This window comes from Janthinobacterium sp. GW823-FHT01H08 (genome assembly GCF_058797855.1).
The window spans coordinates 499,010-514,766 of sequence record NZ_CM179504.1 but is presented as its reverse complement, the minus strand read 5'-3'; the positions used below and the strand labels follow the sequence as shown (position 1 = coordinate 514,766).

Sequence of the window (15,757 nt, the reverse complement as noted above, 5' to 3'; positions counted from 1 at the left end):
TCCGGAACGTTACAGGGTCGATGAGCGGCCAAACACGGGCATGCCTTGCGCATCCCAGCGCAGCGGCTTCACAAAGGTGTGACGATCCGGGTTCCACAGCGGGTCGCCGACGATTTCCGTGTACGTGCGGGCATGGTACACCAGCAACACGCCATCGCCATCGGCGGCCGTCGTGAAACTGTTGTGGCCGGGGCCATAGATACCGTGCTCGTAGCAGGTGGCAAACACGGGATCAGGCGACTTGGTCCAGGAAAACGGGTCGAGCAAGTCGGCGGACTCGTCAGCCCACAGCAGGCCCATCGCATAGTTTTCATCGGTGGCGCTGGCCGAGTAGCTGATGAAGATCTTGCCATTGCGTTTCAGCACGGACGGTCCCTCGTTAACCCAGAAGCCGCGGATTTCCCAGTCGAATTCCGGCTTGCTCAACATCACGGGCGGGCCGGCCAGCTGCCACGGCGTGGCCATCGGTGCGATGTAGAGGTTCGAGTTGCCTTCGATGGCCACATCCTTCTGCGCCCACAGGTAGTACAGCACGCCGTCGTGTTCGAACGTGGTGGCGTCCAGGCAGAAGGTGTCGATGCCCGTGTCGATCGATCCCATGAATTCCCATTCGCCTTCCAAGGGGTTGGCGTTGGCATTGCGGATCGCATACATGCGGTGCTGGAACAGCTTATGCTTGATTTCGCGGCTCGGCGCGGCGGCGAAATACACATACCAGGCGCCCTGGTTGAAATGCAGCTCGGGCGCCCATACCAGCTCGCTGTACGGTCCCGTGTCCGGCTTGTGCCACACGTCAACTTTTTGCGCATCGGCCAGGCCCGCGATGCTGGCGGCGCGGCGCAATTCGATGCGGTCGTACTGGGGCACCGAGGCCGTAAAATAATAATAGCCGTCGCTGTGGCGGTAGATATGCGGGTCTGCGCGCTGTTCGATCAGCGGTTTCAAGATGTCTGCCATGTTGCTTGCTCCATTCAATTATTCTTACGCGGAGACAAAACCGCGCTTGTGCATTTCCGACTTCACGCCCGTGTAATAACTGTCGCTGATGCGGTACTTGAACATCAGCAAGCCCATCAACAGGTGGAAGAAGCCGGGGATGATCGACAGCATCAGGGCGATGCCGTTCAGGGCGAATTGCGTTTGTTCATGGTTGGGCTGGTAGTCGAAATACGCGAGCAGCACGCCCACCAGGCCGCCCGCCACCGCCATGCCTGCCTTCTGGCAGACGGAAATGCCGCCAAAGGCGAAGCCGGAGACGCGCTTGCCCGTCTTGACTTGACCGTAATCGATGGTTTCCGCGATGGCCGACCAGAACACGGGCGCGTGCAAGTCCACGACAAAGGAGAGCAGGAAATACAGGGCGAAGGCCAGCACGGTGTCGCTCGGCTTCACGAAGAAATAGATCGCCAGGCTGATCAGTGCGACGCCGATCTGCGTGTAGCGGAACAGCTTGACCTTGCAGTAAAACTTGGTGATCCAGGTCGAGGCGATCATGGCCAGGATGGCGGCCACCACGCCCGTCGTGAGGAAGGCGGCCACCGTTTCCGTGCTGCCGCCCAGATAGTATTTCGCGTAATAGATGGCAACGGAGCCGCGCACCACGTAGCCGATGGTGCCCGTGACGCACACACCGCACAGCACCAGCCACTGGTCGTTCTGCAGCAGCACTTTCAACTGCGCCAGCAACGATTGCTTTTCCACCACGTGCACCACGCGCTCGGTGGTGGAGAAATAGCAGAACAGGAACAGGGCCACGCCCATGACGGCCATCACGGCCATGGCCGCCTGGTAGCCGACGGCCGGGTTGCCGCCGCCCCAGCGCTGCGACAGGATAGGCACGACGATGGTCACCATGAAGGCGCCGATCTTGGCGAAGAACAGGCGGTAGCCGTTGGCCGACAGGCGGTCCTGGGGGTCGCTGGTCAGGCCGCTGATCAGGGAAATGTAGGGAATGCCCACGCCAGCCGTCATGATGGTCATCAAAATATACGTCGAATATGCCCAGATCAGCTTGGCGTCATACTGCCACTCGGGCGTGCTGAAGACGAAGAAGACGCTGACGCCGTACGGCACGGCCAGCCACAGCAGATACGGGCGGTAGCGGCCCGAGGCAAAGCTGTAGCGGTCGGTGATCTGGCCCATGACCAGGTCGGCGATGGCGCCGATGACTTTCACGGCCACGAACAGCAGGGCAAGATCCGTGGTTTTCAAGCCATAGATATCGGTATAGAAAAAGGTGATGATCAGCATCATCGACGAGATGACGACATTGAGCGCCATGTCGCCGGCGCCGAAGCCGACCTTTTCAACGGTGGATAATTTTTGCGTCTCCATGCTTTCCGTCCATTCTTTTGATGATGAATCGTGCGTGACTGCCCAACTGACACGGGCGCTGCCGGCCGAAACCATGGCAACGCCCTTGATTTTTTACGATGTGATCAACTTACATTTTCCAGCGCAGTGATACGCCAACGGTCCGGTCATAGCGCCGCGTATCGCGCGCATACACGCCCGGCTCGTTCCAGTAATCCTTGAACTTGGTGTCGAGCAAGTTATTGCCATCGAGAGTCACGGTGAACTGCTCGTTGATCTTGTACGACAGCGAACCGTCGAGCTGGGCCGTCGGCGCCACTTTCAAGTCCAGGCCGGGACCGCCCTGGTTGTAGCTGTCGATGAATTTCGAGCGCCAGTTGTAGGCCAGGCGGCCCGACCAGGCATCCTTTTCGTACAGCACCACCAGGTTGTAGGCATAGCGCGACACGCCCGTGATGGCATGGCTGCCCGTCTCGTCGTCGGTGGTGCCGCTCATGTAGGTGCCGTTCGCCTGCAGGCCCAGGCCGCTCAGGATACCGGGCAAGCCGTCATAAAACTGCTGGTAGCCGATTTCCAGGCCTTGCAGCTTGCCGGCGGCCGTGTTGTACGGGCGGTCCACGTCGTAGGCCTTGCCACCGATGGTTTCGCTGGCAATGCGTTGCTGGATATAGCCGTCGAACTTATGGTGGAACACGGTGGCCGTGACGGAACCGGCCGGCGCGAAATACCATTCCAAGGCCGCATCGACATTGTCGCCCGTCACCGGTTTCAAATTCGGATTACCGCCCGCGCCCGTCGCCTTCACCGTTTCCGTCGAGTTGACAAGGGCCACGCCCGGGTTCAACTGTGCAAAGCCGGGACGGCTGATGGTGCGGCCCGCAGCGAAGCGGCCGACCAGGTCGGAGCGCAGCTTGATTTTCAGGGCCACGCTCGGCAGCACGTCGGTGCTGGCCGTGTCGCTGATGACGGACGTGTAGACGCCATCCTGCGAACTGTTGCCTTGCAGGCTTTGCTCCGTGCGCACCACGCGCACACCCACGGTGCCGTCGACGGGGTAGGTGCCCAGCTTGAAGGTGACCTTCGCCTTGGTATAGATCGAATACGTCTTTTCCGTATCCTTGAAGAACGAACCCGGATCCATGGCGCGCGCCGCGCTGCTGCCCGTGACGGCCTGGCGCACGGCGCCCGTGTTATTGAGCAGGAAGCTGGCGCACGGCGTGTACCATTGCTTCAAGCCATAATCGGGGCCGCCGCCGGACATCGGTTCCGACATGCAATTGAGGCCCGGGATCGAGGTCACGTTCTGGCGACCGAACGGAAATGCGGCGCCGGACACGTCCGGTGCTTCCGCATTGCCCTCGAAACTCTTGATCGATTCGGCTTCGCGCTTGACGCCGCGCACGCCGACGCTGATTTCCTTGAAGATGCCGCCGGCGCTCGGCGTGTACGCCAGGTCGGCGCGCACATCGTTCGAGCTGCCCTGGTCCTTGCCGTAGCGGTCGAAAAAGCCCTTCAGATAGTAGTTCGACGGGTCTTGCAGATCGATGCCCGTGTAGTCGACGTGCAGGGTGCCGTTCTGGTTGGTATTGATGGTGGCGTTCGGCACGACGGTGATGGCGTCGAGAATCGGATTGCGCCAGTTATAAGTGCTTTTGGTGCTGGCCACTTCCGACGTGAAACGCCATTCCGGGTTGATATCCCACAAGCCGCCCACGGCAAACTGGTGCGTCTTCGTCTGGTTCTTGTTCGCCTGCGTCGACATGATGGTGTTGACGTTGGTCGAGGTCAGGGTTTGCAGCTGGTTGCTGCCGGGAATCTTGGTCGCCGACACGGGTGTGCCCCACCACGGCAAGCCGACAAAGTAATCGGACTCGGCGTCGAGCAGGAAGCGCGTCGCCATGCCTTCGGCATACAGTTCGACGTCGGCGTTCGGACGCCATTGCAGCACGGCATTGGCGGTCGTGCGGCGGCGGTCGCCCTTGATCGGCAACAAACCCACCTGGTCCGGCCCCGTCAAGCCCGGCGACAGGAAACTCTTATCCACAGGCGCCGTACTGAACGCGCGTTCCTCGTGATAACGATGCTGCTGCTGCGACAGACCCAGCAGCGCACCCACTTCGCCGATGCCCGTCTTCCAGCGGTTCGCCACCATGCCGCTGATGTTCGGGTCCGTGGCTTTCGATTTGTCGCTGTAGACGGCGCGCGTGTTGACGCTGGCCGTGAAATCCTTGAAGTCGAACGGGCGGTTCGTACGCACGTCGATGATGCCGGCCACGCCGCCCTCGACCTGGTCGGCGCCCTGCGACTTGTACACGTCCACGCGCTGCAGCATGGTGGCGGGAATGTCGGCCAGGTTGACATAGCGGCCCGTGGTGGTGAACAGCTCGCGGCCGTTGAGCAGGGTCGTGACATCGCGCAAGCCGCGGATCATGACGGCGCTGGCTTCGCCCGAATCGCGGCGGATCTGGATGCCGGAAATGCGCGCCAGGGTCTCGGCCACGTTGTTATCGGGGAATTTACCGATGTCGTCGGCGACGATGGAATCGATGACCTGGTCCGAGCGCATCTTGATCTGCTGCGAGTTCTGCGCCGAGCGGCGCACGCCGCTGACGGTCACGACAGCCACTTCCGCGGCAGGCTCGGCACTGGCATCGGCCGCCACCGCCTCCTGCGCCCACACCGAAGCCGTGCTCAGCAAGCCGATACCGGCCAATGCCGCAACGGCTGCCTTCAACATGAATGGACGAGGGAAAGTGGCCGCGAGCGGGCCGGTGGCGTTGCGCATCATGAATCTCCAGATATTGTATTGATATTTTTTGTGCTGCTTGCATGTCGTTCGCATGCTCGGCGTTTATCTTAGGGGCTGGGCGATAATCTCTCCAATCAATTTTTTCACTGTTTCGATATCAATTTCGATATCGGCGATGGAGGGACTTTGGAGGGTGTGAAGCGACAACGGCAGGGGCGTCAGGGGTGTTTCCGGGAGGACTGCGCACATGGCATCCCCGGCAAGCTGGCAAGCAGCGATACAGGCCTTGCCAGGCTTGCTGAAGTAATAGTGGGGGATATAGCATGCAGCCGCATGGCAATGCCGGCTGGATAACACGGAGTCTTGATTTGTCTGGTGCGGCTGGCGGGGATCGAACCCACGACCCTTGGCTTCGGAGGCCAACCTAAAAATTGTCAGTTGGCCTCGTTCAAGCGACAACTCCTTGATTTTACAGAATATGCCAATGAGCAACGTCAGACAACTAGCGGCGACAATGCAAAAAATTCATCGTTTTTCCCCCCATTCCTCCCAGAAATTCAGTTCAGTACTTAAGGATACCGGTGTGCTACGAAACAAGGGTTGCCAATTTTCTACAGATGCTTTGCTTGGTCGCGGGGCGTGTAGGCAGCAGCAAATCTCGCTGCGGAGCCAAATGACGCTTCTAGATTGGTCAACTCCAGCTTACCCTCTGCCAAGGCGCAGTTTGCTTTTGACAACAATTCAGCCAGAGATATCCCGTCCGGCCCCCCCCTAGTATGCGCTACCTTTAATTTTTCAAAATCGTCGAGAATAACTACCAAATCTAACTCATTTACACCGTAGAGTTTCATTACGACAACATCGATTGCTGCGCGAATGAGCGCCCGCCTCCCTAACCAGACTGCCGTGTCTTTTGCCCCGTCTGAAGGGGATGACAGCATCCGCGCGGCCTCGACAAGCAGAGCTTCCTCCGTAGGATTCGCACCTCGGGTCGGCAACGGCATATTTTGCCAATAGAAATGGTTCACCGTCGTCGAGACGAAACGACGCATTAGCCAATCGACTACCAGAGAATTGGCCAGTGCAAGCCACAATAACTCGCCGTCAGGCCCACCCGAGTTAAGTTTAAGCACTGGAACTTTATTTCCACAAACACAATTTTTCGGCAATAACGCAGCCAAAAGAGTACGTTCATTCGCATGCCCGCTAATCTCACAGTACCCGACTCGAACTGTTGGCGTCCATCCACGTTTAACCAGGTAATCTTCAGGTATGAGGTAGTGTGGCCGAACATGACGCTCAGATATTGTTGGCACCCTCCAAGTCGCTGATCGCCCCTGTCCCGAAACGTGAATCTTCGCCACGCTATCAAACTGATGAACCATGCGTCCTTCATATACCGGTAACAGCGCAACGATGGATCGACTTGACAACCAGCGTCCGTCCTCTTGAAGTGAGTAACCTTTCTTCCGCGCCGCATCCACAGGAATGAAAGCGTCGGAGTCGTTGGTCATATCAACTTCTCTTTTGAAGCCAAAATCCCATCCGCTAGTCGGTTGACCAACCGTGGGATATCTTTGGTAGATTCGTTTGATCATGTCGCGCTCTCTAACCGAGCGAACCTCGGGAACTAGCAAATCGGGGCCACCGACTAGGCCGAGAAAATCCAGACTGAGTTCTACCGGGTCCGTTTCGTTACCTTCGACGTCCTCTCTACCAAAACTCGCGGCGTCGATTCCGCCTGCCGTCCCCTTCTCAAATAGGACTGTGCAAAAACGGTACATCGAATGGATATCAAACAATTTTTTCCGGTTTATATACTCTATGAGTTGCGTGACCGTGCCCTGGGTGCGAAATAGGCCTCGTAAGGCCGCCGAGCCTTGGGCACGCAAGACACCTGATGGCAGTAAGAGCGCAGCGATTCCTTTAGGTGACAGCAACGCTAACGAACGTTCGGTAAAATATTTGTAGAGGTCTGCGTCGCCGGCGCCGTCACGATTAAGCGAGTACTCGGCAGACTCACGGAGTGTGCGCGACAATTCGAGCGTTCTCTCAGCGTGCTCCACCCACGCCCCGCTCACAAGTTCGGCAAGATGCGCATCCAAATAGCGGCCGAGTTCAGTACCTTGATAAAGTCGAACTCGAGCGTCCATATGCTCAAAGAACTCGTGACGCAGTGGCCGGAGTTTGCTCCACGGCGGGTTGGTAATCACGGCAGTGAATCCGGCAGGGAAGACCTGAGGGAACCAGGCGTGGAAGTCCGACAAAGGTACACTAATGGAATCGGCTACACGAAGGTGCCGATCGAGCTCGTGCCCATCCCATTCGGGAAGCCCAACTTCTGCACGCAGCAACGCTCGCGTCGTCGCAATTGCGAGTGGGTCTATATCCACTCCGAAAATGCAATGCGACGCAATCGCCGCACGGATTTCCGGACGGGACATTTTGTTGAACCCTTTACGAGCACACAAGATTTCAGATCCAATTCGCACAGCTGCTAACAAAAACGCACCGCACCCCACAGCAGGATCAATGACGGAAATGTCGGCAAGGTCCTCTGCCGTGCGAACGTTTTTTAAAACCTTTGATAAGGCTTGCCTGACAATCGCCTCCGCCAGCGCGACCGGCGTGAAATAGATACCTTTCCCCCTACGCTCTGGAGATGTCTCAATGACAACATCTGCATCGCTGTTGATCAGGAGGCGGGTTCCTCGAATCGTCTCAAACGCAGTGCCGAGATGCGCCGCGATTTGGTCGGCACCGCCGACCATTCCTCCGAGCGCTTCGTCAAACTGCGTCGACGCGTGCGAAGTTTGTTGTGTCGCTGCAGGGCTCGCCGGCAAGCCCAGTCTTCGAAAAACTCTGGACAACGCGGTGTCCATTGCTCGCGCGATTGCCAGTTCATGCAGGTCTGGAGGCTCTACGACGTCCACTGCCATAGCCTGCTTCGCGTAGTACACTACTAAGTTACCGACTGCTTCTTGTAGAGAAATCATTTCACTATTCATTCTTAAAATCTTAAAACTAGGGGGCTAATAGCGACTCAAGCGCCCTAGCCAGAGTCCTATCAATCTTTTCTAAATCTGCGTGAACGCGCAATTCGCTCAAGTCCAGCGCAAGCGCCCCAACTCGAAGCGTCGTGCCGAACGAGCTAATGGTCCAAGTATGAAGCTCGTGGTCGTTGAGGACGGAGTCACCAAGTACTCGAGGGTACACGAGTAGTCCACAACGACAATTGTGAGCGGTCATTGCCGCCACTAGCTCGTATACGTCCGCATTTACCGGCTTCCGATTTCGCATCCCCTCCGCGTCCGAGAGTCGCTTGTACTTTGCGTCGACTACAACTGAGGGCACCCCGTCTCTCAACACGAGGTTATCTGGGCGGGAAAAGAACCGTATTCTTGTTCCTGGCTGGGGCTCGGCGTAGGCCGTAGAGACTTGAGTTTGAGCACTATGACCTTGCTGAGCTAACTTCGAAACTGCGCGTGCAAGGGTGAGTTCAACAAAATGCTCGAACAGGCGCTCCATATTGAACACGAATGAATAACCTTGGGCAATCCCACGGCCTGTTGAATGCGACAGGCCGGATGATAGAAGCGCTGAAATTTCGAGCGCTTCCGTCCAGACCCGAAACTGCGGCGGCGGCTGTATGCGCCCCCCTTGTAGTGCTATTCTCCGGCTGGGCTTCCCCGGGATTCTCACCGCCAGGTCGGCCAACCTGCGGCGAAGGCTAGGCGCTCTAACGGCCGCTGCGAACGCCAACGCCGCCCATTTGAGCAGCCCGTTATATCCATTGTCAGAATCGAGTTCATCAACGTCGCATTCGAGCAAGTGAGGTCTCGCGAAGACGGATTTCATCTGTCGGGGGAGGTTCAAGCGTCCGCGTAGAACAGGCAAACATTGGGGGCTTGTTCGGTAGGTCTGGATGGCTTGATCAGCCAGTCCGGCTTCGGTAGCGTCCGAAAAGGCCATGGCAAGCAAGTCGACGAAACTGTGGCGCTCAACAGCCAAATGTCTAGCACGGTTAAGAGCCAAATCACGTTTCCTCGCGTACTGCATGAGCAGTAACATACTTGCGGTCCAGTCTTGCAAACCGTTCCCGAGTGGCGTGAATTTGGGGGCAATATCAAACACCAGATCACCGATGCTCACAGTCCCCGCTATACCTGAGGTACGAACTTCAATCGCACCGCCCATTCCACTTCGAAATGTGAACGGGTCCGCGCGTAATCCCAACTGTTTTCGAAATTTTTTCCCTAACGCTTCCAACGAAGCTCGTAGCTTGTCCGGGTCCCCGCGACCTGCGGAAAAGCCGCAGTCCCAGGGTTGCCAGTCACCGTTTTCGAGAAGAAGGCGGTCTACCGATTTCACAACGAGAGCCTCCGACCTAAGGGAATCATGGGGCAATGCTTTCCGCTTCCGGAGCTCCAGCGAACCGTTGTAGAAATTTCAGGACGTCCCCCACCTGCGGCGCCGGCTCGGCGGACGCCAAGTATGCTATCGCCCCGGCCTCAGATTCATCAGAGTCAGGTTCATAAACCTGTACACCAGAGCCTGTATCACTAGAATCAAGGCCCAGGAGTGCAATAAGAACCTCGGTGCGGCCATGAAAAAGTTCAATGAGCTGCGGAAGAATTCGAAACCGCCAAGTCTCGACCAGCGCACCCGGATTCGCGCTGCCCGGGTTTGCTTGTACCGATTGCAGATACCAATGACCCAGCATAAAGTCTTGTCCCAGATGAAGCCCGATTCCGCGGTTGAGCTTCTCCATAATGCGCACCGCCAGACGGGCGACACCTTCATTAGTTTTGACATTTCCGATTGAGTCAAGCGGGACATTGTCGTCGGCCGCCAGGCCGACCGCTGAACGAAGATCATCAGTGGATGGAAACAGATTGATCGTGTGGAATCTGCGTCGCAAGGCGGTATCAATCGGTGCAATGGACTTATCCACGGAGTTCATACTTGCTAGGGTATAAACCCCTTCAGGCATTGCGAAATTTCGATGAAATTCATGTTCCCCGCCGCCCGTGGTTTGAATTTTGACAGTCTCACCCGGGGCCAAATATGGCAACGTTAGGGTAATAGTTTCTGTCGTCTCCAGGCCCGCAGCATCCAATCGCTTACTCGGTTCCATCAACGTTATGAATTCTCCGAAAATACGCGAAGTGTTCCCTCGATTTATCTCATCGATAAGTAGAAGACCAGCCCCCTTTTGGGCCTCAGCAGCAAGTTCCAAAAGAACACCCGGACGCGGTAATAGCGAAAAACCACCGCCAGGCTCGGCATGAGGTCTGAGGCCCAGGATAAAATCTTCGTACGAGTAGCCCTGATGAAACGTGACCCATCGACTGGGCGTCCGAGCAGCAGTAGCTACGACTAAGGGAACCTGTTCGGCGTCAGTGTCGACCAAAATGCCGTGATTGACTGCCGCTCCATTGCTCTCGACATTAAACCGGCGAGAAACTTCGTTCATTAAATGAGACTTGCCGGTTCCGGGAGGGCCATATAGGAGGACGTTCTTATGGCGACGAAGCGCATCGATAATCTCAGCAACTGTAACGCTCAATTTAATTTCTCCCATCCCACTTCGCTCCGATTGAGGATATTTTGAATATCCTGTGGAAGAGCACTAAAATCGGCATGATGTATCCATCGCGCGTGGAATTTTCCATCCACGTCGCGAATTAGCAACATGAACTCATTTGCATCCGCTTTAAACACTTTGCTAACCCCTCGGCCCGGCCGCCACAGAGGGTACGCCGTGCCCATCCGTTGCGAGGGAATGTTCCAATCTTTTCGTACTGACGAGTTCCCCATAAAACGCACCTTAATTGAGGTTGCCTCAACAGGTGATGGGCCCGTAAATGGTTCAAGTGAGACGTCCATAGAAAATCCACCTTTTTCGGTGGCGTCTATCCTGCCCACGCCAAGAAAGAAATTTTCATAGTCGTGCGTACTGAGGCCGATATGGTACTGACCTTTTGATGAATCGTTTAGCGTATCGAAGGTGGCTTGGTTACATTTTCGCCAAAGTATGGCACTCACACGCTTTAGCATTGACTTTTCCTAGCTCACGGCAAGATGGTAAATACGCTCGGCCACATTCGGCCCTTTATGAGGAAGTGCACTGCTCTTATATCGACGAAGAGACATTTCACGGAAGCCCACACTGCCGTACCCCCCGAGAACGTCGAGAATCTGATCGTGCTCCATTTGGCCATCTTCATTGTAGCTTAAGAAGAAATGCTCACAGTCCATAACGCTCAAGAGGGCGTCCAATGCGCCGATAGCACGGCGCTTATAGCAGAAATCAGAGGCATGGGTTTCCCAGTTACGGAGGCCGGTAGAACCTATTAAAACCGGCTTATCATTGCGAACAATGGTTTCTAAAACGTGATAATAGGCTGCGTATTGTCGTTTCGTGTAAGGAGGGTCCGCATAAATGATTCGTGCCTTTGCTTGCGGAACGGCGTCATGGGCCTCCATCGATAATACCGAATGGCCGTTGCGACGACCATCAACAAACCCGCTCGGCCTCAGAACCAAGGGATTTAAAGCCCTCACCTTCCACTGCTTTAGGTAGCATCCAAAAGTGCCGGCGACGTTGCTGACTGCGCTGACCGCTCGGACAAGGTCACTGATCAGTAAAGCATGTTCTGCATCTGTGAGCACTGGTCTCCAGGACTCGATTTGATCACGAACTACGTCAATTTTTTGGGCATTGATCTCTGTAAAATAACGACGCTCGGTCTCGATTTCGATCGCAGATGCAGGGGAAAAATTCTTATGGGCGAACCCCCCTGGTCTCAAGGGTAAATTATTGAGATGATCAAGAATTGCTTCATAGGGGCCCACGGCCGAAATCCTGCCGACAAGCGACGAGGAGAGACCCGAGAAGCTCGGCTCGGTATGGTTTAGTAGAACCGCAGATGTAAGGTTAAAGCATGTGGAAAGATGGTCATTGGCAGTGACGGCGTAACCTAAGGTCTTGAATGCGGCTGAAACCACGCCTGTACCCGAAAAGAGGTCCAAAATCTCCTTCTTGCCACTACCACTCTCGTCCACGATAGTGCCCGCCACAAAATCGAGTAAAGCACGCTTGTTACCGATATATTCGGTGGCTAACGACGGCAGGGAGGATATTGCTTCAGCTAGATTAGACATCAATTCACTTAAAAAACGTTCGAGCATCTCCTTGCCAGTTTCGCTGCAGACCTTGGCCAAGATTGACAATGCAAAGGCGCGCCAATATGTTACGGCGCGGCTGGTCAGTGTATCAGATCAGTACCGTTTGCGAAGGATCTAGCAATCCAGCTTAGCTAGCTGTCAGGGGTCTCGAACCGCTAACGATGAAGTAACTAATTGGCATTACATCGCAAACGAATGAAACGAAGAAATACCTGATTTGTATAGAGGAAACTGGTGCGGCTGGCGGGGATCGAACCCACGACCCTTGGCTTCGGAGGCCAATACTCTATCCACTGAGCTACAGCCGCGTAGGGGGAATTTCTGAAGTGATGCGAAGGATACCGTTTTTCTTTACCTACGTCTACGGAAACTGTCGTATCGTCGGCAATTGCATGTCACTGCTCAATTTTTGTGCCTATAATTGTGGGTTTCATAAAGGTTTACATACAAGCATGTAAAAATGCTACCTTACACGGCCATCAGTTTCAAATCTGGACTAAGGACATCATGAGCGACGCACATAACGAACAACAATCAGCGATCAAAACGCCTAAACAATTGCTTGCCGCCGTAGCGGGCTTCTTCCTCGTCACCGTCATCGGCATCATCCTGCTGGTGCAGTTCGTCACGGCGCAAAAACTGACGGGCGCCGGGACGGACAGCCAGTCGCCGGAAGCCATCGATGCCCGCTTGAGCCCGGTGGCCAATGAAGGCTTTACCTTCAAGGATGCCAGCGGCCCGAAAGTGCTGCAAAGCGGCGAAGCCGTCTACACGGCCACATGCGTGGCCTGCCATGGCGCCGGCGTAGCCGGTGCACCGAAATTTGGCGATGCGGGCAGCTGGTCGGCCCGCCTGGCCCAGGGCTACGATACGGTCCTGAAACACGCGATCGAAGGCTTGCGCGCGATGCCGGCCAAGGGCGGCAATCCCGACCTCGACGATGTGGAAGTGGCGCGCGCCGTGGTCTATATCGCCAACGCGTCGGGCGGCAAGTTCAAGGAACCGGAAGTGCCGGCACCGGCCGCAGCCGCTGACGGCGCCAGCGCACCAGCCGCCGAGCCTGCCAAGTAAGCAGCGCAGCACCCGTATCGAGGAACCGCCCGCAGGGGCGGTTTTTTTTTACCCGCCGTTGCGTTACATCAGGCCGTAAAAAAGCCGCCCGGCTTGCGCGGGGCGGCTGGCAACTTATGCCTTGAACTAAGTAACCCCCAATAAATTATTGTGATTTCTGACTTCTATAACCGGCGCTCTGCAAGGTGGCCGACGAGGCTTGCTCGCCGCTAGCAGTGCTCGCACTGCGTCGCAGTGAGCGCCTTGCATAGCATCCGGTTCTATTCGTCATAAATTCACACTAATTTCCCGAGGATTACTTAGCGTCTTACCACATGATGACGCGGTCTTTCGGCGGCAGATACATCTTGTCGCCCGGTTTCACGTCGAAGGCTTGATAGAAACCTGGCTGGTTGCGCATGGTGCCGTTGGCGCGGAACTGGCCTGGCGAATGCGGGTCCGTTTTCAGCAACACCAGTTGCTGCGCTTCACGCATCTTCATGCGCCATACCTGGGCAAAGCCCGCGTAGAAGCGCTGCTCGCCCGTGAAACCGTCGATGACGGGGGCTTGCTTGCCGTTCAGCGACAATTTATACGCTTTGTAGGCAATTGCCACGCCGGAATTGTCGGCGATGTTCTCGCCCAAGGTCAGCTCGCCGTTGACGAAGTGGCCTTTGACGGGGCTGAAGCCGTTGTACTGCGCCACCAGCTGCTTGGTTTTCTTGGCGAAGTTTTTATGGTCGGCCTTGGTCCACCAGTCGCGCAGATTGCCGTCGCCGTCGTACTGGGCGCCCTGGTCGTCGAAGCCGTGGCTGATTTCATGGCCGATCACGCCGCCGATGGCGCCGTAGTTGACGGCGTCGTCCGCCTTGGCGTCGAAGAACGGCGCTTGCAGGATGGCAGCCGGGAAGACGATTTCGTTCAGTTCCGGGTTGTAATAGGCGTTCACGGTCTGCGGCGTCATGCCCCACTCGTCGCGGTCGATAGGCTGACCCAGCTTGTTCAATTCGCGGTTGTAATTGAGCAGGTGCGAACGCTGGATGTTGCCGATCAAATCATCGGGCGCCACCGTCAGGCCCGAGTAATCGCGCCATTTGTTCGGGTAGCCGATCTTGGTGGTGAACTTGGCCAGCTTGATTTGCGCCTGTTTCTTGGTGACAGGGCTCATCCAGTCGAGCTTGTCGATGCTTTGCTTGTAGGCCGTCATCAGGTTTTTCACCAGCGCTTCCATGCGCACCTTGCGCTCGGCCGGGAAATACTGCTCGACGTACAGCTGGCCCACGGCTTCGCCCAGCGCGCCTTCGACGGCGCCCACGCCGCGTTTCCAGCGCGGACGCATTTCCGTCACGCCCGTCAGGGTGGTGCCATAGAACGCGAAGTTTTCGTCGACGTAGGCTTTCGGCAAGTAACCGGCGTTAGCATGCAACAAGTGCCACTGGAAATAGGCTTTCCACGTTTCCAGCGGCGTCTTGTTGGCGATCTCGGCAAAACCCTTCAGGTAGCTGGGCTGGCTGACGATCACATAATTGACCTTGCCGGCGATGCCCGTGTCCTTCAGGTAGCGGGCCCAGTCATAGCCTGGCGCCACGCTGGCCAGTTTCGCCAGTTCCACCTTGTTGTAGGTCTTGACGGGGTCGCGGTTCTGCACATTGCTCCATTGGGCCTTGGCCAGCTCCGTTTCCAGCGCGAGGATGGCTTTCGCATTCGCGGCAGCATTCGCGTCGCCGGCCAAACTGAGCATTTTTTCCACGTGGGCCAGGTATTTGGCGCGCGTGTCGGCCTTGCCCTCTTCCAGGTAGTAATCGCGGTCAGGCAGGCCCAGGCCGCTTTGCACGATGTCCGCCACGTATTTGGTGGAATCCTTGGCGTCCTGGTGGATGCCGAAGTCGTATGGCGAGGTCACGCCCAGCTTGCTGAAGTGGGCGATGACGGCAGGCAGCTCCGCCTTATCCTGCAGCGCGGCGATCTTCGCCAGTTCCGCGTTCAAGGGCGTCAGGCCCAGGCTTTCCAGCTTGGCTTCGTCCATGAAGCTGTTATAGAAATCACCGATTTTCTGCGCATTCGAACCGGCCGCGCGGGCCTTGTCGGCGGCAGCGCCTTCGACGATGCCGCGCAGCTGCGTTTGCGTATCGTCGGCCAGCTTGGCAAAGCTGCCCCAGCTCGACTTGTCGGCAGGAATCACGGTTTCCGCCAGCCATTTGCCGTTCAGGTGCTGGAACAAATCGTCCTGCGCGCGCACGGCAGGGTCGACGTATTCGATGGCGATGCCGGACGTCAGCGCGGCCGATGCGGCGGCCGTGGCGGGAGCGGCGGCGGCTTTCTTGGCAGAATCAGCGGCGCCAGCCATGCCGGACACGCCAGCCAGCAAACTCAAGGTCAATGCACTTAACAAATAACGATTCACGGTTGTCCTCTATATTGTATTGTGTGAAATATAAGGGTCAGAAGGCCCTA

10 protein-coding genes and 1 tRNA gene are annotated in these 15,757 nt (G+C 56.6%); 1 reads left to right on the top strand and 10 read right to left on the bottom strand.

What is annotated here, in order from left to right; genetic code table 11:
* Positions 1–9 precede the first annotated feature (9 nt).
* The 9 genes from AC3RCG_RS02235 to AC3RCG_RS02195 form a co-directional block, all read right to left on the bottom strand.
* The gene (locus AC3RCG_RS02235) at positions 10–957 is read right to left on the bottom strand and encodes a glycoside hydrolase family 43 protein (RefSeq protein WP_409027438.1); all 948 of its coding nucleotides are present in this window, start codon (positions 955–957) and stop codon (positions 10–12) included.
* A gap of 24 nt (positions 958–981) precedes the next feature.
* Positions 982–2,334: an MFS transporter gene (locus AC3RCG_RS02230; RefSeq protein ID WP_409027439.1), complete on the bottom strand. Its 1,353-nt coding sequence runs from the start codon at positions 2,332–2,334 to the stop codon at positions 982–984.
* A gap of 109 nt (positions 2,335–2,443) precedes the next feature.
* On the bottom strand, positions 2,444–5,101 hold the full coding sequence (locus tag AC3RCG_RS02225; protein WP_492402420.1) for a TonB-dependent receptor: 2,658 nt from the start codon (positions 5,099–5,101) through the stop codon (positions 2,444–2,446).
* Positions 5,102–5,673: 572 nt separating this feature from the next.
* On the bottom strand, positions 5,674–8,070 hold the full coding sequence (locus AC3RCG_RS02220; RefSeq protein WP_492402421.1) for an Eco57I restriction-modification methylase domain-containing protein: 2,397 nt from the start codon (positions 8,068–8,070) through the stop codon (positions 5,674–5,676).
* Between the two features lie 16 nt (positions 8,071–8,086).
* The gene (locus AC3RCG_RS02215; protein WP_492402554.1) at positions 8,087–9,259 is read right to left on the bottom strand and encodes an McrC family protein; all 1,173 of its coding nucleotides are present in this window, start codon (positions 9,257–9,259) and stop codon (positions 8,087–8,089) included.
* A gap of 199 nt (positions 9,260–9,458) precedes the next feature.
* Entirely contained in the window at positions 9,459–10,646 is a 1,188-nt protein-coding gene (locus AC3RCG_RS02210) for an McrB family protein (protein WP_492402422.1), read from the bottom strand.
* Positions 10,628–11,122 carry a hypothetical protein gene (locus AC3RCG_RS02205; RefSeq protein WP_492402423.1) on the bottom strand — a complete coding sequence of 165 codons (495 nt, stop codon included), beginning with the start codon at positions 11,120–11,122 and terminating at the stop codon, positions 10,628–10,630. Before AC3RCG_RS02205 ends, AC3RCG_RS02210 begins: the two co-directional genes overlap by 19 nt.
* A 9-nt stretch (positions 11,123–11,131) precedes the next feature.
* On the bottom strand, positions 11,132–12,256 hold the full coding sequence (locus AC3RCG_RS02200) for a DNA adenine methylase (RefSeq protein WP_492402424.1): 1,125 nt from the start codon (positions 12,254–12,256) through the stop codon (positions 11,132–11,134).
* Between the two features lie 229 nt (positions 12,257–12,485).
* Positions 12,486–12,561, bottom strand: a tRNA-Arg gene (locus tag AC3RCG_RS02195).
* A 199-nt stretch (positions 12,562–12,760) separates the two neighbouring features.
* Here AC3RCG_RS02195 and AC3RCG_RS02190 point away from each other — a divergent pair.
* The gene (locus AC3RCG_RS02190; RefSeq protein WP_070219012.1) at positions 12,761–13,324 is read left to right on the top strand and encodes a c-type cytochrome; all 564 of its coding nucleotides are present in this window, start codon (positions 12,761–12,763) and stop codon (positions 13,322–13,324) included.
* Between the two features lie 307 nt (positions 13,325–13,631).
* Here AC3RCG_RS02190 and AC3RCG_RS02185 read toward each other — a convergent pair whose 3' ends face one another.
* Entirely contained in the window at positions 13,632–15,707 is a 2,076-nt protein-coding gene (locus AC3RCG_RS02185; protein ID WP_368858613.1) for a M13 family metallopeptidase, read from the bottom strand.
* Positions 15,708–15,757: the final 50 nt, after the last annotated feature.

Excerpts from the sequence above, each read along its gene's own strand:
- AC3RCG_RS02220 (WP_492402421.1), bottom strand. The coding sequence starts at position 8,070 with ATGAATAGTGAAATGATTTCTCTACAAGAAGCAGTCGGTAACTTAGTA.
- AC3RCG_RS02225 (WP_492402420.1), bottom strand. The coding sequence starts at position 5,101 with ATGATGCGCAACGCCACCGGCCCGCTCGCGGCCACTTTCCCTCGTCCA.
- AC3RCG_RS02210 (WP_492402422.1), bottom strand. The coding sequence starts at position 10,646 with ATGGGAGAAATTAAATTGAGCGTTACAGTTGCTGAGATTATCGATGCG.
- AC3RCG_RS02205 (WP_492402423.1), bottom strand. The coding sequence starts at position 11,122 with ATGCTAAAGCGTGTGAGTGCCATACTTTGGCGAAAATGTAACCAAGCC.
- AC3RCG_RS02230 (WP_409027439.1), bottom strand. The coding sequence starts at position 2,334 with ATGGAGACGCAAAAATTATCCACCGTTGAAAAGGTCGGCTTCGGCGCC.
- AC3RCG_RS02235 (WP_409027438.1), bottom strand. The coding sequence starts at position 957 with ATGGCAGACATCTTGAAACCGCTGATCGAACAGCGCGCAGACCCGCAT.
- AC3RCG_RS02200 (WP_492402424.1), bottom strand. The coding sequence starts at position 12,256 with ATGCTCGAACGTTTTTTAAGTGAATTGATGTCTAATCTAGCTGAAGCA.
- AC3RCG_RS02215 (WP_492402554.1), bottom strand. The coding sequence starts at position 9,259 with ATGGGCGGTGCGATTGAAGTTCGTACCTCAGGTATAGCGGGGACTGTG.
- AC3RCG_RS02190 (WP_070219012.1), top strand. The coding sequence starts at position 12,761 with ATGAGCGACGCACATAACGAACAACAATCAGCGATCAAAACGCCTAAA.